At 63.2% G+C, this 13856-nt stretch carries 15 protein-coding genes; 4 read left to right on the top strand and 11 right to left on the bottom strand.

Annotation, left to right across the window (positions count from 1 at the left end; translation table 11 throughout):
* The first annotated feature begins 53 nt into the window (after positions 1-53).
* Entirely contained in the window at positions 54-968 is a 915-nt protein-coding gene (locus DBV08_RS22040) for an SDR family oxidoreductase (protein WP_095970993.1), read from the top strand.
* A gap of 64 nt (positions 969-1032) precedes the next feature.
* Here the strand turns inward: DBV08_RS22040 and DBV08_RS22035 are convergent, their stop codons facing one another.
* The 4 genes from DBV08_RS22035 to DBV08_RS22020 form a co-directional block, all read right to left on the bottom strand.
* Positions 1033-1704 (bottom strand): GNAT family N-acetyltransferase, encoded by a 672-nt coding sequence (locus tag DBV08_RS22035; RefSeq protein WP_095970994.1) that lies wholly within the window; start codon positions 1702-1704, stop codon positions 1033-1035.
* Between the two features lie 94 nt (positions 1705-1798).
* On the bottom strand, positions 1799-2212 hold the full coding sequence (locus tag DBV08_RS22030) for a hypothetical protein (RefSeq protein ID WP_021342917.1): 414 nt from the start codon (positions 2210-2212) through the stop codon (positions 1799-1801).
* A 57-nt stretch (positions 2213-2269) separates the two neighbouring features.
* Positions 2270-2758, bottom strand: coding sequence for a nitroreductase family deazaflavin-dependent oxidoreductase (locus DBV08_RS22025; RefSeq protein WP_095970995.1), 489 nt, complete (start codon positions 2756-2758; stop codon positions 2270-2272).
* 1 nt (position 2759) lies between these two features.
* Positions 2760-3923 carry a steroid 3-ketoacyl-CoA thiolase gene (locus tag DBV08_RS22020; protein WP_095970996.1) on the bottom strand — a complete coding sequence of 388 codons (1164 nt, stop codon included), beginning with the start codon at positions 3921-3923 and terminating at the stop codon, positions 2760-2762.
* Between the two features lie 174 nt (positions 3924-4097).
* Between DBV08_RS22020 and DBV08_RS22015 the strand changes: the two genes are divergently transcribed.
* Positions 4098-5348 carry a cytochrome P450 gene (locus DBV08_RS22015; RefSeq protein ID WP_007734267.1) on the top strand — a complete coding sequence of 417 codons (1251 nt, stop codon included), beginning with the start codon at positions 4098-4100 and terminating at the stop codon, positions 5346-5348.
* A gap of 194 nt (positions 5349-5542) precedes the next feature.
* On the opposite strand, the gene DBV08_RS22010 is transcribed toward DBV08_RS22015, so the two are convergent.
* From DBV08_RS22010 to DBV08_RS21985, 6 genes are all read right to left on the bottom strand, one after another.
* A complete protein-coding gene (locus DBV08_RS22010) occupies positions 5543-5923 on the bottom strand; it encodes a VOC family protein (RefSeq protein WP_020906296.1) in 381 nt (126 codons plus the stop codon).
* 176 nt (positions 5924-6099) lie between these two features.
* The gene (locus tag DBV08_RS22005; RefSeq protein WP_007734269.1) at positions 6100-6510 is read right to left on the bottom strand and encodes a nuclear transport factor 2 family protein; all 411 of its coding nucleotides are present in this window, start codon (positions 6508-6510) and stop codon (positions 6100-6102) included.
* Between the two features lie 9 nt (positions 6511-6519).
* A complete protein-coding gene (locus tag DBV08_RS22000; RefSeq protein ID WP_095970998.1) occupies positions 6520-7383 on the bottom strand; it encodes a TIGR03619 family F420-dependent LLM class oxidoreductase in 864 nt (287 codons plus the stop codon).
* Positions 7384-7419: 36 nt separating this feature from the next.
* Complete coding sequence (locus DBV08_RS21995) at positions 7420-8601, bottom strand: thiolase domain-containing protein (protein ID WP_095970999.1); 1182 nt, start codon at positions 8599-8601, stop codon at positions 7420-7422.
* Entirely contained in the window at positions 8601-9671 is a 1071-nt protein-coding gene (locus DBV08_RS21990) for a thiolase domain-containing protein (RefSeq protein WP_124568833.1), read from the bottom strand. The genes DBV08_RS21995 and DBV08_RS21990 overlap by 1 nt, the downstream gene beginning before the upstream one ends.
* A 10-nt stretch (positions 9672-9681) precedes the next feature.
* Positions 9682-10659, bottom strand: coding sequence for a Zn-ribbon domain-containing OB-fold protein (locus tag DBV08_RS21985; RefSeq protein WP_172436585.1), 978 nt, complete (start codon positions 10657-10659; stop codon positions 9682-9684).
* Positions 10660-10732: 73 nt separating this feature from the next.
* On the opposite strand from DBV08_RS21985, the gene DBV08_RS21980 reads away from it, so the two are divergent.
* Positions 10733-11770 (top strand): LLM class F420-dependent oxidoreductase, encoded by a 1038-nt coding sequence (locus tag DBV08_RS21980; protein ID WP_095971001.1) that lies wholly within the window; start codon positions 10733-10735, stop codon positions 11768-11770.
* Positions 11771-11942: 172 nt separating this feature from the next.
* Complete coding sequence (locus DBV08_RS21975; protein WP_124568832.1) at positions 11943-12917, top strand: hypothetical protein; 975 nt, start codon at positions 11943-11945, stop codon at positions 12915-12917.
* Positions 12918-13023: 106 nt separating this feature from the next.
* Here the strand turns inward: DBV08_RS21975 and DBV08_RS21970 are convergent, their stop codons facing one another.
* Positions 13024-13848 (bottom strand): crotonase/enoyl-CoA hydratase family protein, encoded by an 825-nt coding sequence (locus DBV08_RS21970; RefSeq protein ID WP_070796348.1) that lies wholly within the window; start codon positions 13846-13848, stop codon positions 13024-13026.
* Between the last annotated feature and the right edge of the window lie 8 nt (positions 13849-13856).

The raw sequence follows: 13856 nt of genomic DNA, 5'->3' as shown, positions 1-13856 counted from the left end.
TTAGCACACAAGCGGAGCCGACAAGCCCGAGCAGAGTGCATTAGGAGACAAAAATGAGTGGATTGGTCGACGGACGCGTAGTCATCATCACCGGGGCAGGTCGAGGTATCGGACGCGCGCATGCGTTGGCGTTCGCGGCTGAGGGTGCCAAGGTCGTCGTCAACGACATCGGTGCGGGTGCCGACGGTTCCGAGACCGGCGAAAGTCCGGCCGAGCAGGTTGTCGCGGAGATCATCGCTGCAGGTGGCCAAGCAGTGGTCAACGGAGACGACGTCGCAGACTGGGCGGGCGCCGAAAATCTGATCAAGACCGCGATCGACACTTTCGGTGGCCTGGACGTACTCGTGAACAACGCGGGCTTTCTGCGTGACCGCATGCTCGTCGGCATGAGCGAAGGCGAGTGGGACGCGGTAATCCGTGTGCACCTCAAGGGGCATTTCGCGCCGCTGCGTCACGCTGCTGCCTACTGGCGCGGTGAAGCCAAGGCGGGCAAGACCGTCGACGCACGCATCATCAACACCAGTTCGGGTGCAGGACTGCAGGGTTCGATCGGCCAGGGCAACTACGCTGCGGCGAAGGCCGGTATCGCCGAGATGACCATCCAGGCCGCGGCCGAGCTCAAGAATTACGGCGTCAGTGTCAATGCGATCGCACCTGCTGCGCGCACGCGCATGACAGTCGGTGCAGGTGGGGCGATGGCAGAAGCGATGGCAGCTCCGGAAGAGGGCTTCGATGCCATGGCTCCCGAGAACATCTCGCCGCTGGTCGTCTGGCTCGGCAGCGCCGAGGCCAAGGACGTCACGGGCCGGGTATTCGAGGTCGAGGGCGGAAAGATCACCGTCGCGGAGGGCTGGCGTCACGGCCCGAGCGAGGACAAGGGTGACCGTTGGGACCCGAAGGAGATCGGGCCCGTCGTGGCAGCGCTGTTGGAGAAGGCTGAGATTCCGACGCCGGTGTACGGGGCGTAGGGCCTCCGGCCCCGTGAGTGGTTAAGGAGTGCAGGGACTCCTTAACCACTCACAGGCGTGCCGCCTACGCAGGCGCCCGAACCACCAGCACGGTGCCGGGGAACTCTGCTGCGAGCTCGCGCCGCGAATGCTTCACGCATGCGGTGCCGTAGCCCTTCTTGCGGGACTCGGGTGCAATCCAGATCGCGACGTTGACCTCTTGGCCGTCGAGTTCGCCGAACACCAGACCGACGCTCTTCGGGCTGTCGCCGGAGACGTCCTCGGCGACGAACCAGGCAGCGCTCTCGTCGTCGATACGACCGAGACCGCCGACGCGCTCGGCTTCGATTCGATCCTCGCTCCACGGATTGCCGTCTTCGCCGAGCTGCTCGCCCGAACGAATCGTGAACAGCGACTTGTCTTCTGCGCTGTCGCTGAACGGACGCAAGCTGAAGTTCTGCCCGCTACTCGCGGGGCGATCGAGCGTCGTCCATTCGAGTGTTGCGTCGAGATTCTCCAGCTCGCCCTGGATGCGATCGCGTGCAGCCTTGGTCAGTGCGCTGAACTTGAGGCTCAGAACTGCTTCGGCATTTGCTTCCGACGTGCCGAGGAGTTCCGCGACGGTGGTCAGTGCCTCCTGGTGGTCCTTGCTGTCGACCACTGCATCCAGCACCTCGTGGCGACGCTCCAGCGCACGCACGAGTGCGGAAGTGATCTCGCGTCGGTCCAGGATCTGATCTTGAATATGCGTCGTCATATATGCGACTCCTTGCTGTGTTCGAGGCTCTGTCGAAACGCCGTGCGGACCGTACGAGTCAATAGTGCTCCAACTCGCCCGTTATGGCACGCGTTCAGCCTCCGGTGCGGCGAACGAGCCGTTCGTAGCGCTGGCGGGCGGCTTGAGTGCTGCCGAGTCCGAGTCCGAAGGCAATATCCTGCCAGGTCATGCCACGTTCGCGAGCAATTCCGAGGAACAGCGCTTCCAGCTGTTCCATTTCGGCTCGGGCCTTGGGGATCAAAGTCAATGCAGCCATGACGTCGGCGTCGTCGACCTCGGGTTCGTTCGGTTGTGGTGTGTCGGTTCCGCCGGCAAGACGAGCCACGACGCGCACCGCGCCGTAGGGCTCGAGCATCTCCGGATGGGATTGCCGTGCGCGCTGGCTTTGGGTCGCGCCGTGGCGCTCGCTGATCCGAAAGAGCCCGGCGTACTCGCGATGTGCGCGTTCGCGGCCGGAATCGATCGGTCTGAACTGGTCATCGGTCATGAACCCAGGGTGGCACGAACCCGGGCCAGTGTAAACGTTGTGTTGTAAACAGTTCGTTTAGTTCTTCAGAGGCTCGCACACGATGACGGGAATGATCCGGTCGGTCCAGGCTTGATAGTTGTCGAAATCCGGATACATCGCCGTCAACTTCGGCCACAGCCGAGCGCGCTCGTCCTCGGTGGCGACGCGGGCTTTCATCGAGCGGATCCGAGACTTGATCTGCACCGTCACCACCGGATCCGCCTTGATGTTGAGGTACCACATCGGGTTCTTCGGAAGACCGCCTTGCGACGCCACCAGAATCACGTCTTCGCCGTCCTCGAGGAACAGCAGCGGACTGATCCGCTCCTCGCCGGATTTGCGACCGGTGGTGGTGAGCAGGCAGATCGGCAGCCCGCGTGGGAACGCGCTGCCGACCCGCCACTTGCTACCCAGCCTCCCGTCGGTGGCGCGATACATGGCGACGTTTGCCTTCGACATCCACTTGATGATCTTGACCGTCGCCGGAGCGTCGAGTCCCTTGGGTTTGGCTGGGGGAGTGGTCATCTCAGATACGCTCGATGATGGTTCCGGTGGCCAGCGCGCCGCCGGCGCACATCGTGATCAGAGCCGTCGAGCCGTTGCGACGCTCCAGTTCGTGCAGTGCGGTGGTGATCAGTCGAGATCCCGTGCTGCCGACCGGATGGCCGAGAGCGAGCGCGCCGCCGTTGACGTTGACGTTGTCGAAGTCGGGTTCGTGAACCTGAGCCCAGGACAGTGCGACGGATGCGAATGCTTCGTTGATCTCGAACAGATCGAGGTCGCCGATCTTCATTCCGCTCTTCTCCAGAACGCGACTGGTTGCCTGCACCGGTCCGTCGAGGTGGAATTCCGGCTCCGAGCCGACTAACGCCTGGGCGATGATGCGGGCACGCGGCTTCAATCCGAGCGCGCGAGCCTTGTCCTCGTCCATGAGCAGGACTGCGGCAGCACCGTCGGAGATCTGGGAAGACGTTCCGGCCGTGTGAATCCCGCCTTCGAGGACGGGCTTCAGTCGGGCAAGGGACTCCGCCGTCGTATCGCGCAGGCCCTGATCGCGATTGACGAGCTTGGTCTCGCCCGTGAGGTTTCCTTCCTTGTCGACCTGGGGTGCCGAGAGTTCGAGAACCTCGCGGTCGAAACGCCCTTCCTCCCAAGCTTGCTTGGCCAGCGCCTGCGAGCGGACGCCGAGAGCTTCGACGTCGTCGCGAGTAAGACCGCGTCGGCGTGCGATACGTTCTGCAGCTTCGAACTGGTTGGGCATGTCGATGTCCCACGTCGCGGGTCGACGCGGTCCGGCCTGATCGCCGACGTTTGCGCCGAGGGGAACCTGGCTCATGGCTTCGATGCCGCAGGCGATGCCGGCGTCGATGGCGCCCGTGGCGATCAGTCCGGCGATCAGATGGTTCGCCTGCTGAGCGGAACCGCACTGGCAGTCCACGGTCGTTGCGCCGGTCTGCCACGGCAGACCTGCATGCAACCATGCCGTGCGCGTGATGTTGTTGGACTGAGCGCCGGCCTGGGTGACGCAGCCGCCGATCACCTGCTCGATGAGCAGCGGGTCGATTCCCGACCGGTCGAGAACGCCCTTCTGGGCCGCTCCGAGGATCTCGGCGGCATGCAGACCGGCGAGCCAACCTCCGCGCTTGCCGATCGGTGTACGGACAGCCTCGACGATTACTGGTGTGCCCACAGCGGGCTCCTTTCCTTGTAATGAAAAAGTAGAACAGGTTCTCTGCGGGAAGCAAGACCTGTCGACGTTTCCTTTCCTAGTAAGCAGGCTTGTGTTTCAATGAGAGTAGAACGTGTTACACATCACGGATCCCCATCACCCCTGTGATGAAAAGGCTTAGGGCAGGAGACATCAGTGGCACAGCCCGCATTCCCCGAGGGAATCGACTTCACGGACCCCGACATCTACGCGGAACGCATGCCGTTCGAGGAGTTCGCCGAACTCCGGAAGACGGCCCCCGTGTGGTGGAATCCGCAGCCCCCGGAAATCGGTGGATTCCAGGACGAGGGCTTCTGGGTGGTCACCCGTCATGAAGAGGTCAAGGAGGTTTCGCAGCGAAGCGACATCTTCTCGACCCACGAGAACACTGCGATTCCTCGCTTCGCCGACGACATCCCGCGTGAGAACGTCGAGATGCAGCGGTTCATTCTCATCAACAAGGACGCTCCGGAGCACACCAAGCTGCGCAAGCTGGTCTCCCGCGGATTCACCCCGCGCGCCATCAACAGCCTGCGCGAGGAACTGACCGAGCGTGCCGAAAAGATCGTCACGACCGCGGCTGCCGGCGGTGCCGGAGACTTCGTGGTGCAGGTCGCGTCCGAGCTTCCGCTGCAGGCCATCGCCGAACTTCTCGGTGTGCCGCAGGAAGATCGAATGAAGCTCTTCGACTGGTCCAACCAGATGACGTCGTACGACGACCCCGAGTTCGACATCGACCCGCAGGCGGCGTCGATGGAGATTCTGGGATACGCGTACCAGATGGCGGATCAGCGCAAGAAGTGTCCCGCCGATGACATCGTCACCAAGCTCATCGAAGCGGACATCGACGGAAATGAGCTCTCCCCAGAGGAATTCGGCTTCTTCGTGATCCTGCTTGCGGTCGCGGGTAACGAGACCACTCGCAATGCCATCACACACGGCATGGTTGCCTTCCTCGACAATCCCGACCAGTGGGAGCTGTACAAGAAGGAACGTCCCAAGACGGCGGCCGACGAGATCGTTCGTTGGGCCACCCCGGTGACGTCCTTCCAGCGCACCGCGCTCGAAGACACCGAACTCGGCGGACAGAAGATCAAGAAGGGCGATCGCGTCGTGATGATGTACGCGTCGGCCAACTTCGACGAAGACGTCTTCGAGAACCCCACGAAGTTCGACATCATGCGTGACCCCAATCCGCACCTCGGATTCGGCGGCACCGGTGCGCACTACTGCATCGGCGCCAACTTGGCCCGTCTGGAAATCGATCTGATCTTCAATGCGATCGCCGATCACCTACCCGACATCACCAGGCTCGGCGATCCCCGCCGCCTGCGCTCGGGCTGGCTCAACGGCATCAAAGAGTTTCAGGTTGATTACAAGACATCGGGCTGCCCGGTCAAACACTGATCCGGACATATACTGACCTGGTAACCGGCGAGTAGGTTCTGTGTAGCTTTTCGGGAGTTGCCTCTGCACTCTCGAACACGCAGAACTACAGTAGACGTTCCGGGGAGCCACTCGTTGGCAACCTGGAACTGCGGCGGCGTCTGCGGGATCCCTCATCTCCCGTAGGCGCCGCCGTTTGTAGTTCACTCTCTCATTCAGCCGCCGTACGGTTTGGTGATCGCTTCCAGGAAATGTCCCGACGGGTCGAGGAAGTAGACACCACGCCCACCGTCGTTGGTGTTGAAGCCGGTACTCGACTGGCGCGGATCGGCCCAGTGATCCAGTTTCAACGCCTGTATTCGCTGGTAGATGCCGTCGAAGTCATCTTCGGAGACGAGGAAAGCGTAGTGCTGAGACGCCACCTCGGCGCCCTCTTCCACCTGTGCGAAGTCCAGTGTCACGCCGTGCTCGAGTTCAACGCCGAGAAAGTAGCCGGCTTCGACCGGGCCTGGCAGACCGAACATGTGAGTGAAGAACCACGCCGACTCTTGTCGGTCTTTTGCGGCGATGATGGTGTGATTGAACGAAATGGTCATGAGTGACCCCTTGCAGTACGACGCCTCCATGCCTGACGCAGTCCGTCATCGACACGCGACGTTGGGAACCAGGAAACCATTTCGAGGTTCTCGGTGCAAGTACGACAGGCTGATTCGACTACGACGAGAGCGGCCCCGGTCGATGACCGGGGCCGCTCTCGTACTGGGGGGGGTTCTCAGGCTTTGCGCGCCGTCTTCATCGCACGGTCCACTTCCCAGAATGCTCGAAGCGACGCGATCTTGCCGTCGTCGTTCACCCGGTAGACGAACACGCCTTCGGCGTCGATGATCGAGCCGCCGATGGTCGTACGGATCTTGCCGATGTTGACGTTCTCGTTGCCGCACACCAGGGAATCGTCGATCAGGAACTCGAGCTTGTCCGCGTTGGCGATCGTCATGTCGTAGAACTTGGAGATCGCTTCACGCCCGTGATGGCCTTTGCCCTCGGGGTCGAAACCCGACGGCCCGACCGGATCCTCCACCCAGCCGTCCTCGGCGAAGAGGTCCAGCCAGGCTTCCTTGTTCTTGCCACTCGCGGCGGCGCGCGATGCGTTACCCGCGACGCGGGCGGGGTGCTCGTCGGTCATCGCAGCTCCTCAGTTGATGTACTGTTCGGCGAACTTGCGCATCGAATCCTGCTTTGCCTCGAGCGGGGCATCGAATCCGATTCCGTCGAAAACCCAAGGCACGGTGATGATGTCCGTGACGCCGGCGTCCTCGAGTTCTGCGTAACCGTCCTTGCCGAAACGGTCGATGCACACCGTCTGGATTTCGTACGGCTCGTTCTCGCGGCCGTACTCGGCGCGCAATTCGCGCAGTCGTGCGATCACACCCACCAGGTCGTCGAACTTGATCATCGCCGACGTCCATCCGTCGCCGACTCGTGCAGCTCGCTTGAGTGCGACCTCGGTGTGGCCGCCGACGTAGAACGGAACCGGCTTGGTGGGAGCCGGGCTCATCTGCAGGCGATCGAAATCGAAGAACTCACCGTGGTACTCGACCATGCCGCCGCCGAGAATCAGCTTGAGAACGTCGATCATCTCGTCCACACGTGCGCCCCGACGCTTGTACGGAGCGCCGCACCACTCGAACTCTTCCGGAGCCCAACCGATTCCGACGCCGAAGCCGAAGCGGTTGTTCGTCAGTGCCGCCACCGATCCGACCTGCCGCGCGAGCAGGACCGGATTGCGGCTACCCAGCTTGAGCACCTGGGTGTAGAACTCGATCTTCTCGGTCACGGCGCCCATTGCGGCCGCGGCGATCAGCGGATCGACCCAGGGGGTCTCGGCATTCCACATCCGAGACCCGTCCGGGGTGTACGGGTAATCCGCCGCCTGCGTTTCCATGAAGAACAGTGAATCGGGGAGAGCGATCGACGAAAAGCCGCATTCCTCGGCCGTTTTGGCGATACCGGCTAACTGGTCCAAGGGGTTCATGGCAACCCCGACGGTGTACTTCATCTTCGGCCTCTTCCTGATCGGCGTGTGTGCTGCTGCTTACGTGGTGGGGCGTTCGGAGCCGACGACCCACATCGAGAAGTACTGCGAGCCACCGCCGTAGGCATGGCCGAGAGCCTTGCGGGCGTCGGCCACCTGGTGATCGCCGGCGCGGTGCATGACCTGCATCGCGGACTCGGCGAACCGGATCATGCCCGAGGCGCCGATCGGGTTGGACGAGAGAACACCTCCCGAGGCGTTGACCGGGAGCTTGCCGCCGATCGCGGTTTCTCCGGCCTCGGTCAGCTTCCAGCCCTGACCTTCCTCCGCGAAGCCGAGGTTCTCGAGCCACATCGGCTCGAACCACGAGAACGGGACATAGATTTCGGCGCAGTCGATCTCGTTGAGCGGATCGGTGATTCCCGCTGACTTCCACAGCGCGGCCGCGGCGTCACGGCCGGCCTGCGGATTGACCTGATCGCGTCCGGCATAGAAGGTCGGCTCGGTGCGCATGGCCGTCGCGTGGATCCAGGCGACGGAACGCCCTTCGGCCTCCACCTGTGCGGCAGCTTCCTCGTTGCCGATCACCAGAGCGCACGCGCCGTCCGAGGACGGGCAGGTCTCGTCGTAGCGGATCGGATCCCAGAGCATCTGAGATGCCTTCACCGATTCGAAGGTGATGTCCGGCTGCCGCAGGTGCGCATACGGATTGAGGCTGCCGTTCAGCCGATCCTTCACCGCGACGAGGTAGCCGATGTGCTCCGGTGCGCCCGATCGACGAATGTACGAACGGACGTGCGGGGCGAAGTATCCACCGGCACCGGCGCCGACGGGCATGTTGAACGGAACCGGTGTGGACAGCGCCCACATGGCGTTCGACTCGGACTGCTTCTCCCAGGAAACCGTCAGAACCCGCTTGTGGACCCCGGATTTGACCAGACTGGAGGCGACGATAGCCGTCGAACCGCCCACCGAGCCGGCTGTGTGAACACGCAGCAACGGCTTTCCGTTGGCGCCCAGGGCATCCGACATGGCGAGTTCGGGCATCATCGAACCCTCGAACAGGTCGGGGGCCTTTCCGATGACGACGGCGTCGATGTCGTCCCAGCCGACGTTGGCATCGAGCATCGCTGCGTCGATGGCTTCACGGACCAAGCCCGCCATCGAGACGTCGTGACGCTTTGCGACGTAGTGAGTTTGGCCGGTGCCGAGCACGGCCGCGAGTTGAGGCGTTCCGGCCATCAGTTCCGTCCCTCCAAGACTGCTACCAGGTTCTGCTGCAGCACAGGGCCGCTTGTTGCATGGGCCAGAGCGCGATTCGCCTGGCCGTCGAAGATCGCCTTGGCGGCGTGGCCGATTCGTTCCAGACCACCGGCGAACAGTGGGTTGCCGCTCAGCGGTCCGCCGGACGGGTTGATCGTGGTGGCGTCGGTCAGGCCGATCGCTTCCTTCAAGATCAATTCCTGGTGAGTGAACGGTGCGTGCAGTTCGGCGACGTCGATGTTGCCGACCTCGCCGCCCGTTGCCGCCTTGGCCGCCGACGTAGTGGACGGTGACGTGGTCAGGTCACGTGCGCCCAGGTTGGGGGAGTCGATGCGATGCTCGAGCCCGGTGATCCACGCCGGCCGCTCGCAGAGATCGCGGGCGCGGTTACCCGAGGCCAGGACGATTGCTGCCGCACCATCGGTGATAGGCGCACAATCGTGTGCGCGCAACGGATCTGCGAGGAAGGGGCTGGCGAGAAGTGCCTCGACGTCGACCTCGCCCGCGAGCTGAGCCTTCGGATTGCTCAGCGCGTGACGACGGCTGCGAGCCGCCACCTCCGCCATGTCCTCTTGCGTCCACTTACCCGCGTCGAGTCCGAGTCGGGCTTGAAGCCCGGCGATCGAGACGGAGTCGGGCCACAGCGGAGTGACGAGGTACGGATCGAGCTGCATGGACAGGATCTTGCGCAGGTGCCCGGCGGAAGACTTGCCGAATCCGTACACCAGCGCGGTCTCGACCTCGCCGGTCAAGATCTTGATCCACGCTTCGTAGAAGGCCCACGCAGCGTCCATCTCGACGTGAGATTCGTTGATGGGCGGTACCGCTCCGATGGAGTCGACGGCCGAGATGAAGGAGAATGCGCGACCGGCCAGGTAGTCGGAAGATCCGGAGCACCAGAAGCCGATGTCGGACTTGGTGATTCCCAGATCGCTGTAAAGCTGCTGGAAGCACGGGACGAGCATCTCGACGCCGTTGGTGGTGCCGTTGGTTTCGCGGACGTGGGGTGCCTGAGCAAAGCCCACGACTGCGATGTCTGCAGAAGTCATTTCAGGAGCCTCACAGGTGGTGTTGGAAGGTGGAGTACTCGGCGTCGGGTTCACCTGTCGGCCGGAAGTATTCGATGTTCTCGAGGGTGTAACCCCACTCTTCGCGAGGCTTCCACTTGGCTTCGACGCGCATGCCCATCCGTACGTCCGCGGCATCACATTCGAGGATCAAGTGCAGGAACGGAATGTCGGCCCCGTCGAGAAGCACGTAGGCGGCCACGTAGGGCGGCTTGATCCGCTGCCCGAGGAACGGGACGTTGACGATGCAGAAGGTGGTGACAATTCCCTTGTCCGGCAGTTCGATCTGCTCGCTCGTCGGCTTCCCGTTGGTGGGATTGGCGCCGCGCGGTGGGATGTAGATCTTGTCTTCGGGTCCGCTACGACCACCGATCAGCTTGCCCTCGGCGAGACCGCGGAGGTAGAAACTCTCCTCGGCTGAAGCGGAATGCATGAAGTGCAGGTCGACAGGCGTCGTGATCATGGTGACAGGATCGGCGCTGGGATCGACTGTCGCGATGCCGTTTTCGCTCTCACCTGGTTCGAAGCACTCGATGTCCTTGATCTGCCCGATCCGCTCCGACGCCCAGCGAGCACGAACCCGCAGGCCGGTGCTGATGTCGTCGGGGGAGTCGACGTCGACCGCGTGGAGCATGGACGTGTCCGCGCCGTCGAGCTTGATCAGGGCCCACGCGAAAGGCTTCGTCAGTGGTTGACCCTCGATGGGTTCGGGCATCCACGTCCAACTCACGACCGTTCCGCCGTCGGAGACTCCGACGAAGTCGGTCAGTGGTTCGGCCGTGTCCGGATCGAATTCCGGTGGCGGCACGAAGACACGACCGTTCGACCCTCGTGCGCCGATCACCTTGCGATCACGCAGGGCAGTCACGAACGCGCCGATGGTCGGTCCCGTCGATCTGGTGTAGTCGAAATGGAGATTCAATGGTGCGCTCAGGGGCTTGTCGGCCACCCCGCTCTTTCCGATGGTCACAAGATCGAGTAGAACAGGTTCTAGAGATTGTGGCAAGAGTCACTTCTGATCACCGGCAATGTGGAGGCGTGCGATGAAGCTTGGGTTGCAACTCGGATACTGGGGCGCACAGCCGCCGGCAAACGCCCCGGAACTGATCGAGGCTGCGGAAGGTGCGGGATTCGACGCGGTCTTCGCGGCGGAGTCGTGGGGCTCGGACGCTTTCACTCCGCTCGCCTGGTGGGGATCGCGCACCGAGAAGGTTCGGCTCGGTACGTCCGTCGTACAGATCTCGGCGCGAACACCGACCAGCTGTGCCATGCACGCGCTCACCCTCGACCACCTGAACGGCGGACGAACGATCCTCGGGCTCGGCGTATCCGGACCACAGGTCGTCGAAGGTTGGTACGGCCAGCCTTTCGAGAAACCGCTCGCACGCACCCGTGAATACGTCTCGATCGTGCGCCAGGTCCTTGCCCGTGAAGCGCCCGTCACCAGTCCCGGTCCCCACTACCCTCTGCCGTATGCTGGACCGGGCAGTTCGGGACTTGGCAAGCCGCTCAAGCCCATTACGCACCCGCTGCGTGCGGACATCCCGATCTGGCTCGGCGCCGAAGGGCCGAAGAACGTCGCGCTTGCCGGCGAAATCGCCGACGGGTGGCTGGCGATCTACTACACCCCGCGCCTGGCCCCGATGTACAACAAGTGGCTCGACGAAGGCTTTGCTCGCGCCGGGGCCCGTCGTAGCCGCGAAGACTTCGAGGTTGCCGCCACGTGCCAGGTCATCGTGACCGACGACCGCGCCGGCGCCATCGCCGCTCTCAAACCGATGACCGCCCTCTACGTCGGCGGAATGGGCGCCCCGGAGTTGAACTTTCACGCGCAGGTCTACAAGCGGATGGGCTACGAGAAGGAGGTCGACGAGATCGGTCGCCTCTTCATGTCGGGCCGCAAGGAGGAAGCCGCTGCCGTCGTCCCCGACGAGATGGTCACCGAGACCATGATCATCGGCAACGTCGACGAGGTGCGCGCCGACGTGAAGCGTTGGGAGGAAGCCGGAGTCACGATGCTGCTGGTGACCTGCCGCGACGCCGACCATGTGCGAGAGCTAGCGGCCGCGGTGGGTGGTTGAGCGAGGCGCCCCCTTTTTTTCGAGCGGGACCCCCCTTTTTTCGAGCGAACGGCACGTTCAGCGCATCTGAGGCGCTCAACGCGCCGTTCGCTCGCCGAAAGTTATCCACAGGGCCGCCAAAACCCCAGGTCGCCTCCGGAGCCCGCGCTGCCACTCGAGTCATGCTGCAACCATGCGGCGTGGAACGTGGGGCGATGATCTGGACGCGATCTACCGCGTCAGTAGAAGCGGAGTGATCCGAACGGCGGAGTTGGCGCGATTGGGCGTGTCCAACTCCGCCGTGCACACTCGGTGCCGAGTGGGTGGACCCTGGCAGCGCATTTTGCCAGGAGTCATCCTGCTCCGAAATGGTCAGCCGACGGCGCGTCAACGATCGATCGCTGCGCTCATGTTGAGCGGTGACGAGTCTCTGCTGACCGGGCGATCTGCCATGTCGGAGTACGGATATCGGATGCATTCCGGGGATGTGCAGGTGCTCATCCCCATCGACCGTCGTGTTCAATCGGTCGGGTTCGTCACGGTGGAGCGCACTGTTCGACTGCCTGAGCCGGAGATTCGCAACGGTCTGCGCTGTGCGCCGCTGCCGAGGGCACTACTCGACGCTGCGAGGCGGTGCAAGGCCCTCGATCCCACACGGGCACTCATTGCCGAGGTCGTTCAGCGTGGCGACGTCTCGGTGCGCGAACTTGCGAAGGAACTCGAGGCGGGCAGCAGTCGGGGGTCCGCGCTACCTCGGGTCGTGTTGCGCGAAGTGAACGCGAACGTCCACTCGGTTCCGGAGGTTCACGCGCGAAAACTGTGGCAGCGGAGCGGTCTGCCGGAAATGTTGTTCAACCATGAGATCCGGGATGCGAAGGGAGACTTCATCGCAATTCCGGACGGATGGATCGATTCGGTTGCCTTTGCGTGGGACATCGACTCGTTGGAATGGCATGCCGCGCCGACGGACTACAAGCGCACGGTGGAACGTCGGACGCGAATGCAGAATGCGGGAATCATCGTGTTGCCGACGGTGCCCAGTGCACTGCGAACGGACCCTGATCGCGTGATCGAGGACCTGCGTGCGCACTACAGATTGGCGCAATCCCGTCCTCGGCCTCAGGTGTTCGCGAGGTCGAGGTGGGTGAAAATGGACGAAACCGGCTGAGCGAACGTGCCTTTCGGCGCACTGAAGGCGCCGAAAGGTACGTTCGCTCGAAAAGGGGGTGGGTCAGACAGGGTGGGTCAGAGGGGATGGGTCAGACAACCTTTACTCAGATGCCCTTGAACTGGGGTGCCCGCTTCTCACCGAAAGCCCGCGGTCCCTCCTTTGCGTCCGCGCTCATGAACACCTTCATGCCCAGTTGCGCGTCGATCTGGAAGGCCTCTTCCTCGTGCATGCCCTCGGTGTCGCGGATGGTCTTGAGAATCGCCTGCACGGCGAGGGGGCCGTTGGCGCTGATCAGGTCGGCGAGCTCCAGCGCCTTGTCGAGGGCCTGTCCGTCCGGGACGACGTGGCCGATCAGCCCGATCTCCTTGGCTTCGGGCGCTTTGATGTGACGACCGGTGAGCAGGATGTCCGCCGCGATCGTGTACGGAATCTGGCGCACCAGACGCACTGCGGAACCGCCGAGTGGGAAGAGCCCCCACTTGGCTTCGGAGACGCCGAACTTTGCGCTCTCGCCTGCGACGCGGATGTCGGTGCCCTGCAGGATTTCGGTTCCGCCGGCGATGGCTGCACCCTCGACCGCGGCGATCAGCGGCTTGGTCAACCGGCGACCCTTGAGGAGGCCTTCGATCTTGGACATGTCGACGCCGCCGCCCGCGAAGGAATCTCCCGGCGGCTTGGCGGACATGTTCTTGAGGTCGGCGCCGGCGCAGAAATCGCCGCCCGCTCCGGTCAGGATCGCCACGCGGATTTCGGGGTCGTTGTCGACCTGGTCCCAGGCGTCGACCATGATCGCCATCATCTCGCCGGTGATGGCGTTCTTACGCTCGGGGCGATTCATGGTCACGATGAGAACGTGGCCGCGCTTCTCCACGAGGCAATGCGGCGCGGTTTCCGAAATGTCTGATTTTTCGGTCGTCGAAGTGGACACTGATGGCT

Source organism: Rhodococcus sp. KBW08 (assembly GCF_003852455.1).
GTDB lineage: Bacteria > Actinomycetota > Actinomycetes > Mycobacteriales > Mycobacteriaceae > Rhodococcus_F > Rhodococcus_F baikonurensis.
The sequence above is the reverse complement of the archived record's forward strand: the minus strand, read 5'-3'. Positions and strand labels throughout refer to the sequence as shown.

Coding starts and splice junctions, on each gene's coding strand:
- DBV08_RS22040 (WP_095970993.1), top strand. CDS start 54: ATGAGTGGATTGGTCGACGGACGCGTAGTCATCATCACCGGGGCAGGT.
- DBV08_RS22010 (WP_020906296.1), bottom strand. CDS start 5,923: ATGACCATTTCGTTCAATCACACCATCATCGCCGCAAAAGACCGACAA.
- DBV08_RS21990 (WP_124568833.1), bottom strand. CDS start 9,671: ATGACTTCTGCAGACATCGCAGTCGTGGGCTTTGCTCAGGCACCCCAC.
- DBV08_RS21980 (WP_095971001.1), top strand. CDS start 10,733: ATGAAGCTTGGGTTGCAACTCGGATACTGGGGCGCACAGCCGCCGGCA.
- DBV08_RS21995 (WP_095970999.1), bottom strand. CDS start 8,601: ATGGCCGGAACGCCTCAACTCGCGGCCGTGCTCGGCACCGGCCAAACT.
- DBV08_RS21975 (WP_124568832.1), top strand. CDS start 11,943: ATGCGGCGTGGAACGTGGGGCGATGATCTGGACGCGATCTACCGCGTC.
- DBV08_RS22035 (WP_095970994.1), bottom strand. CDS start 1,704: ATGACGACGCATATTCAAGATCAGATCCTGGACCGACGCGAGATCACT.
- DBV08_RS22005 (WP_007734269.1), bottom strand. CDS start 6,510: ATGACCGACGAGCACCCCGCCCGCGTCGCGGGTAACGCATCGCGCGCC.
- DBV08_RS22025 (WP_095970995.1), bottom strand. CDS start 2,758: ATGACCACTCCCCCAGCCAAACCCAAGGGACTCGACGCTCCGGCGACG.
- DBV08_RS22000 (WP_095970998.1), bottom strand. CDS start 7,383: ATGAAGTACACCGTCGGGGTTGCCATGAACCCCTTGGACCAGTTAGCC.
- DBV08_RS22030 (WP_021342917.1), bottom strand. CDS start 2,212: ATGACCGATGACCAGTTCAGACCGATCGATTCCGGCCGCGAACGCGCA.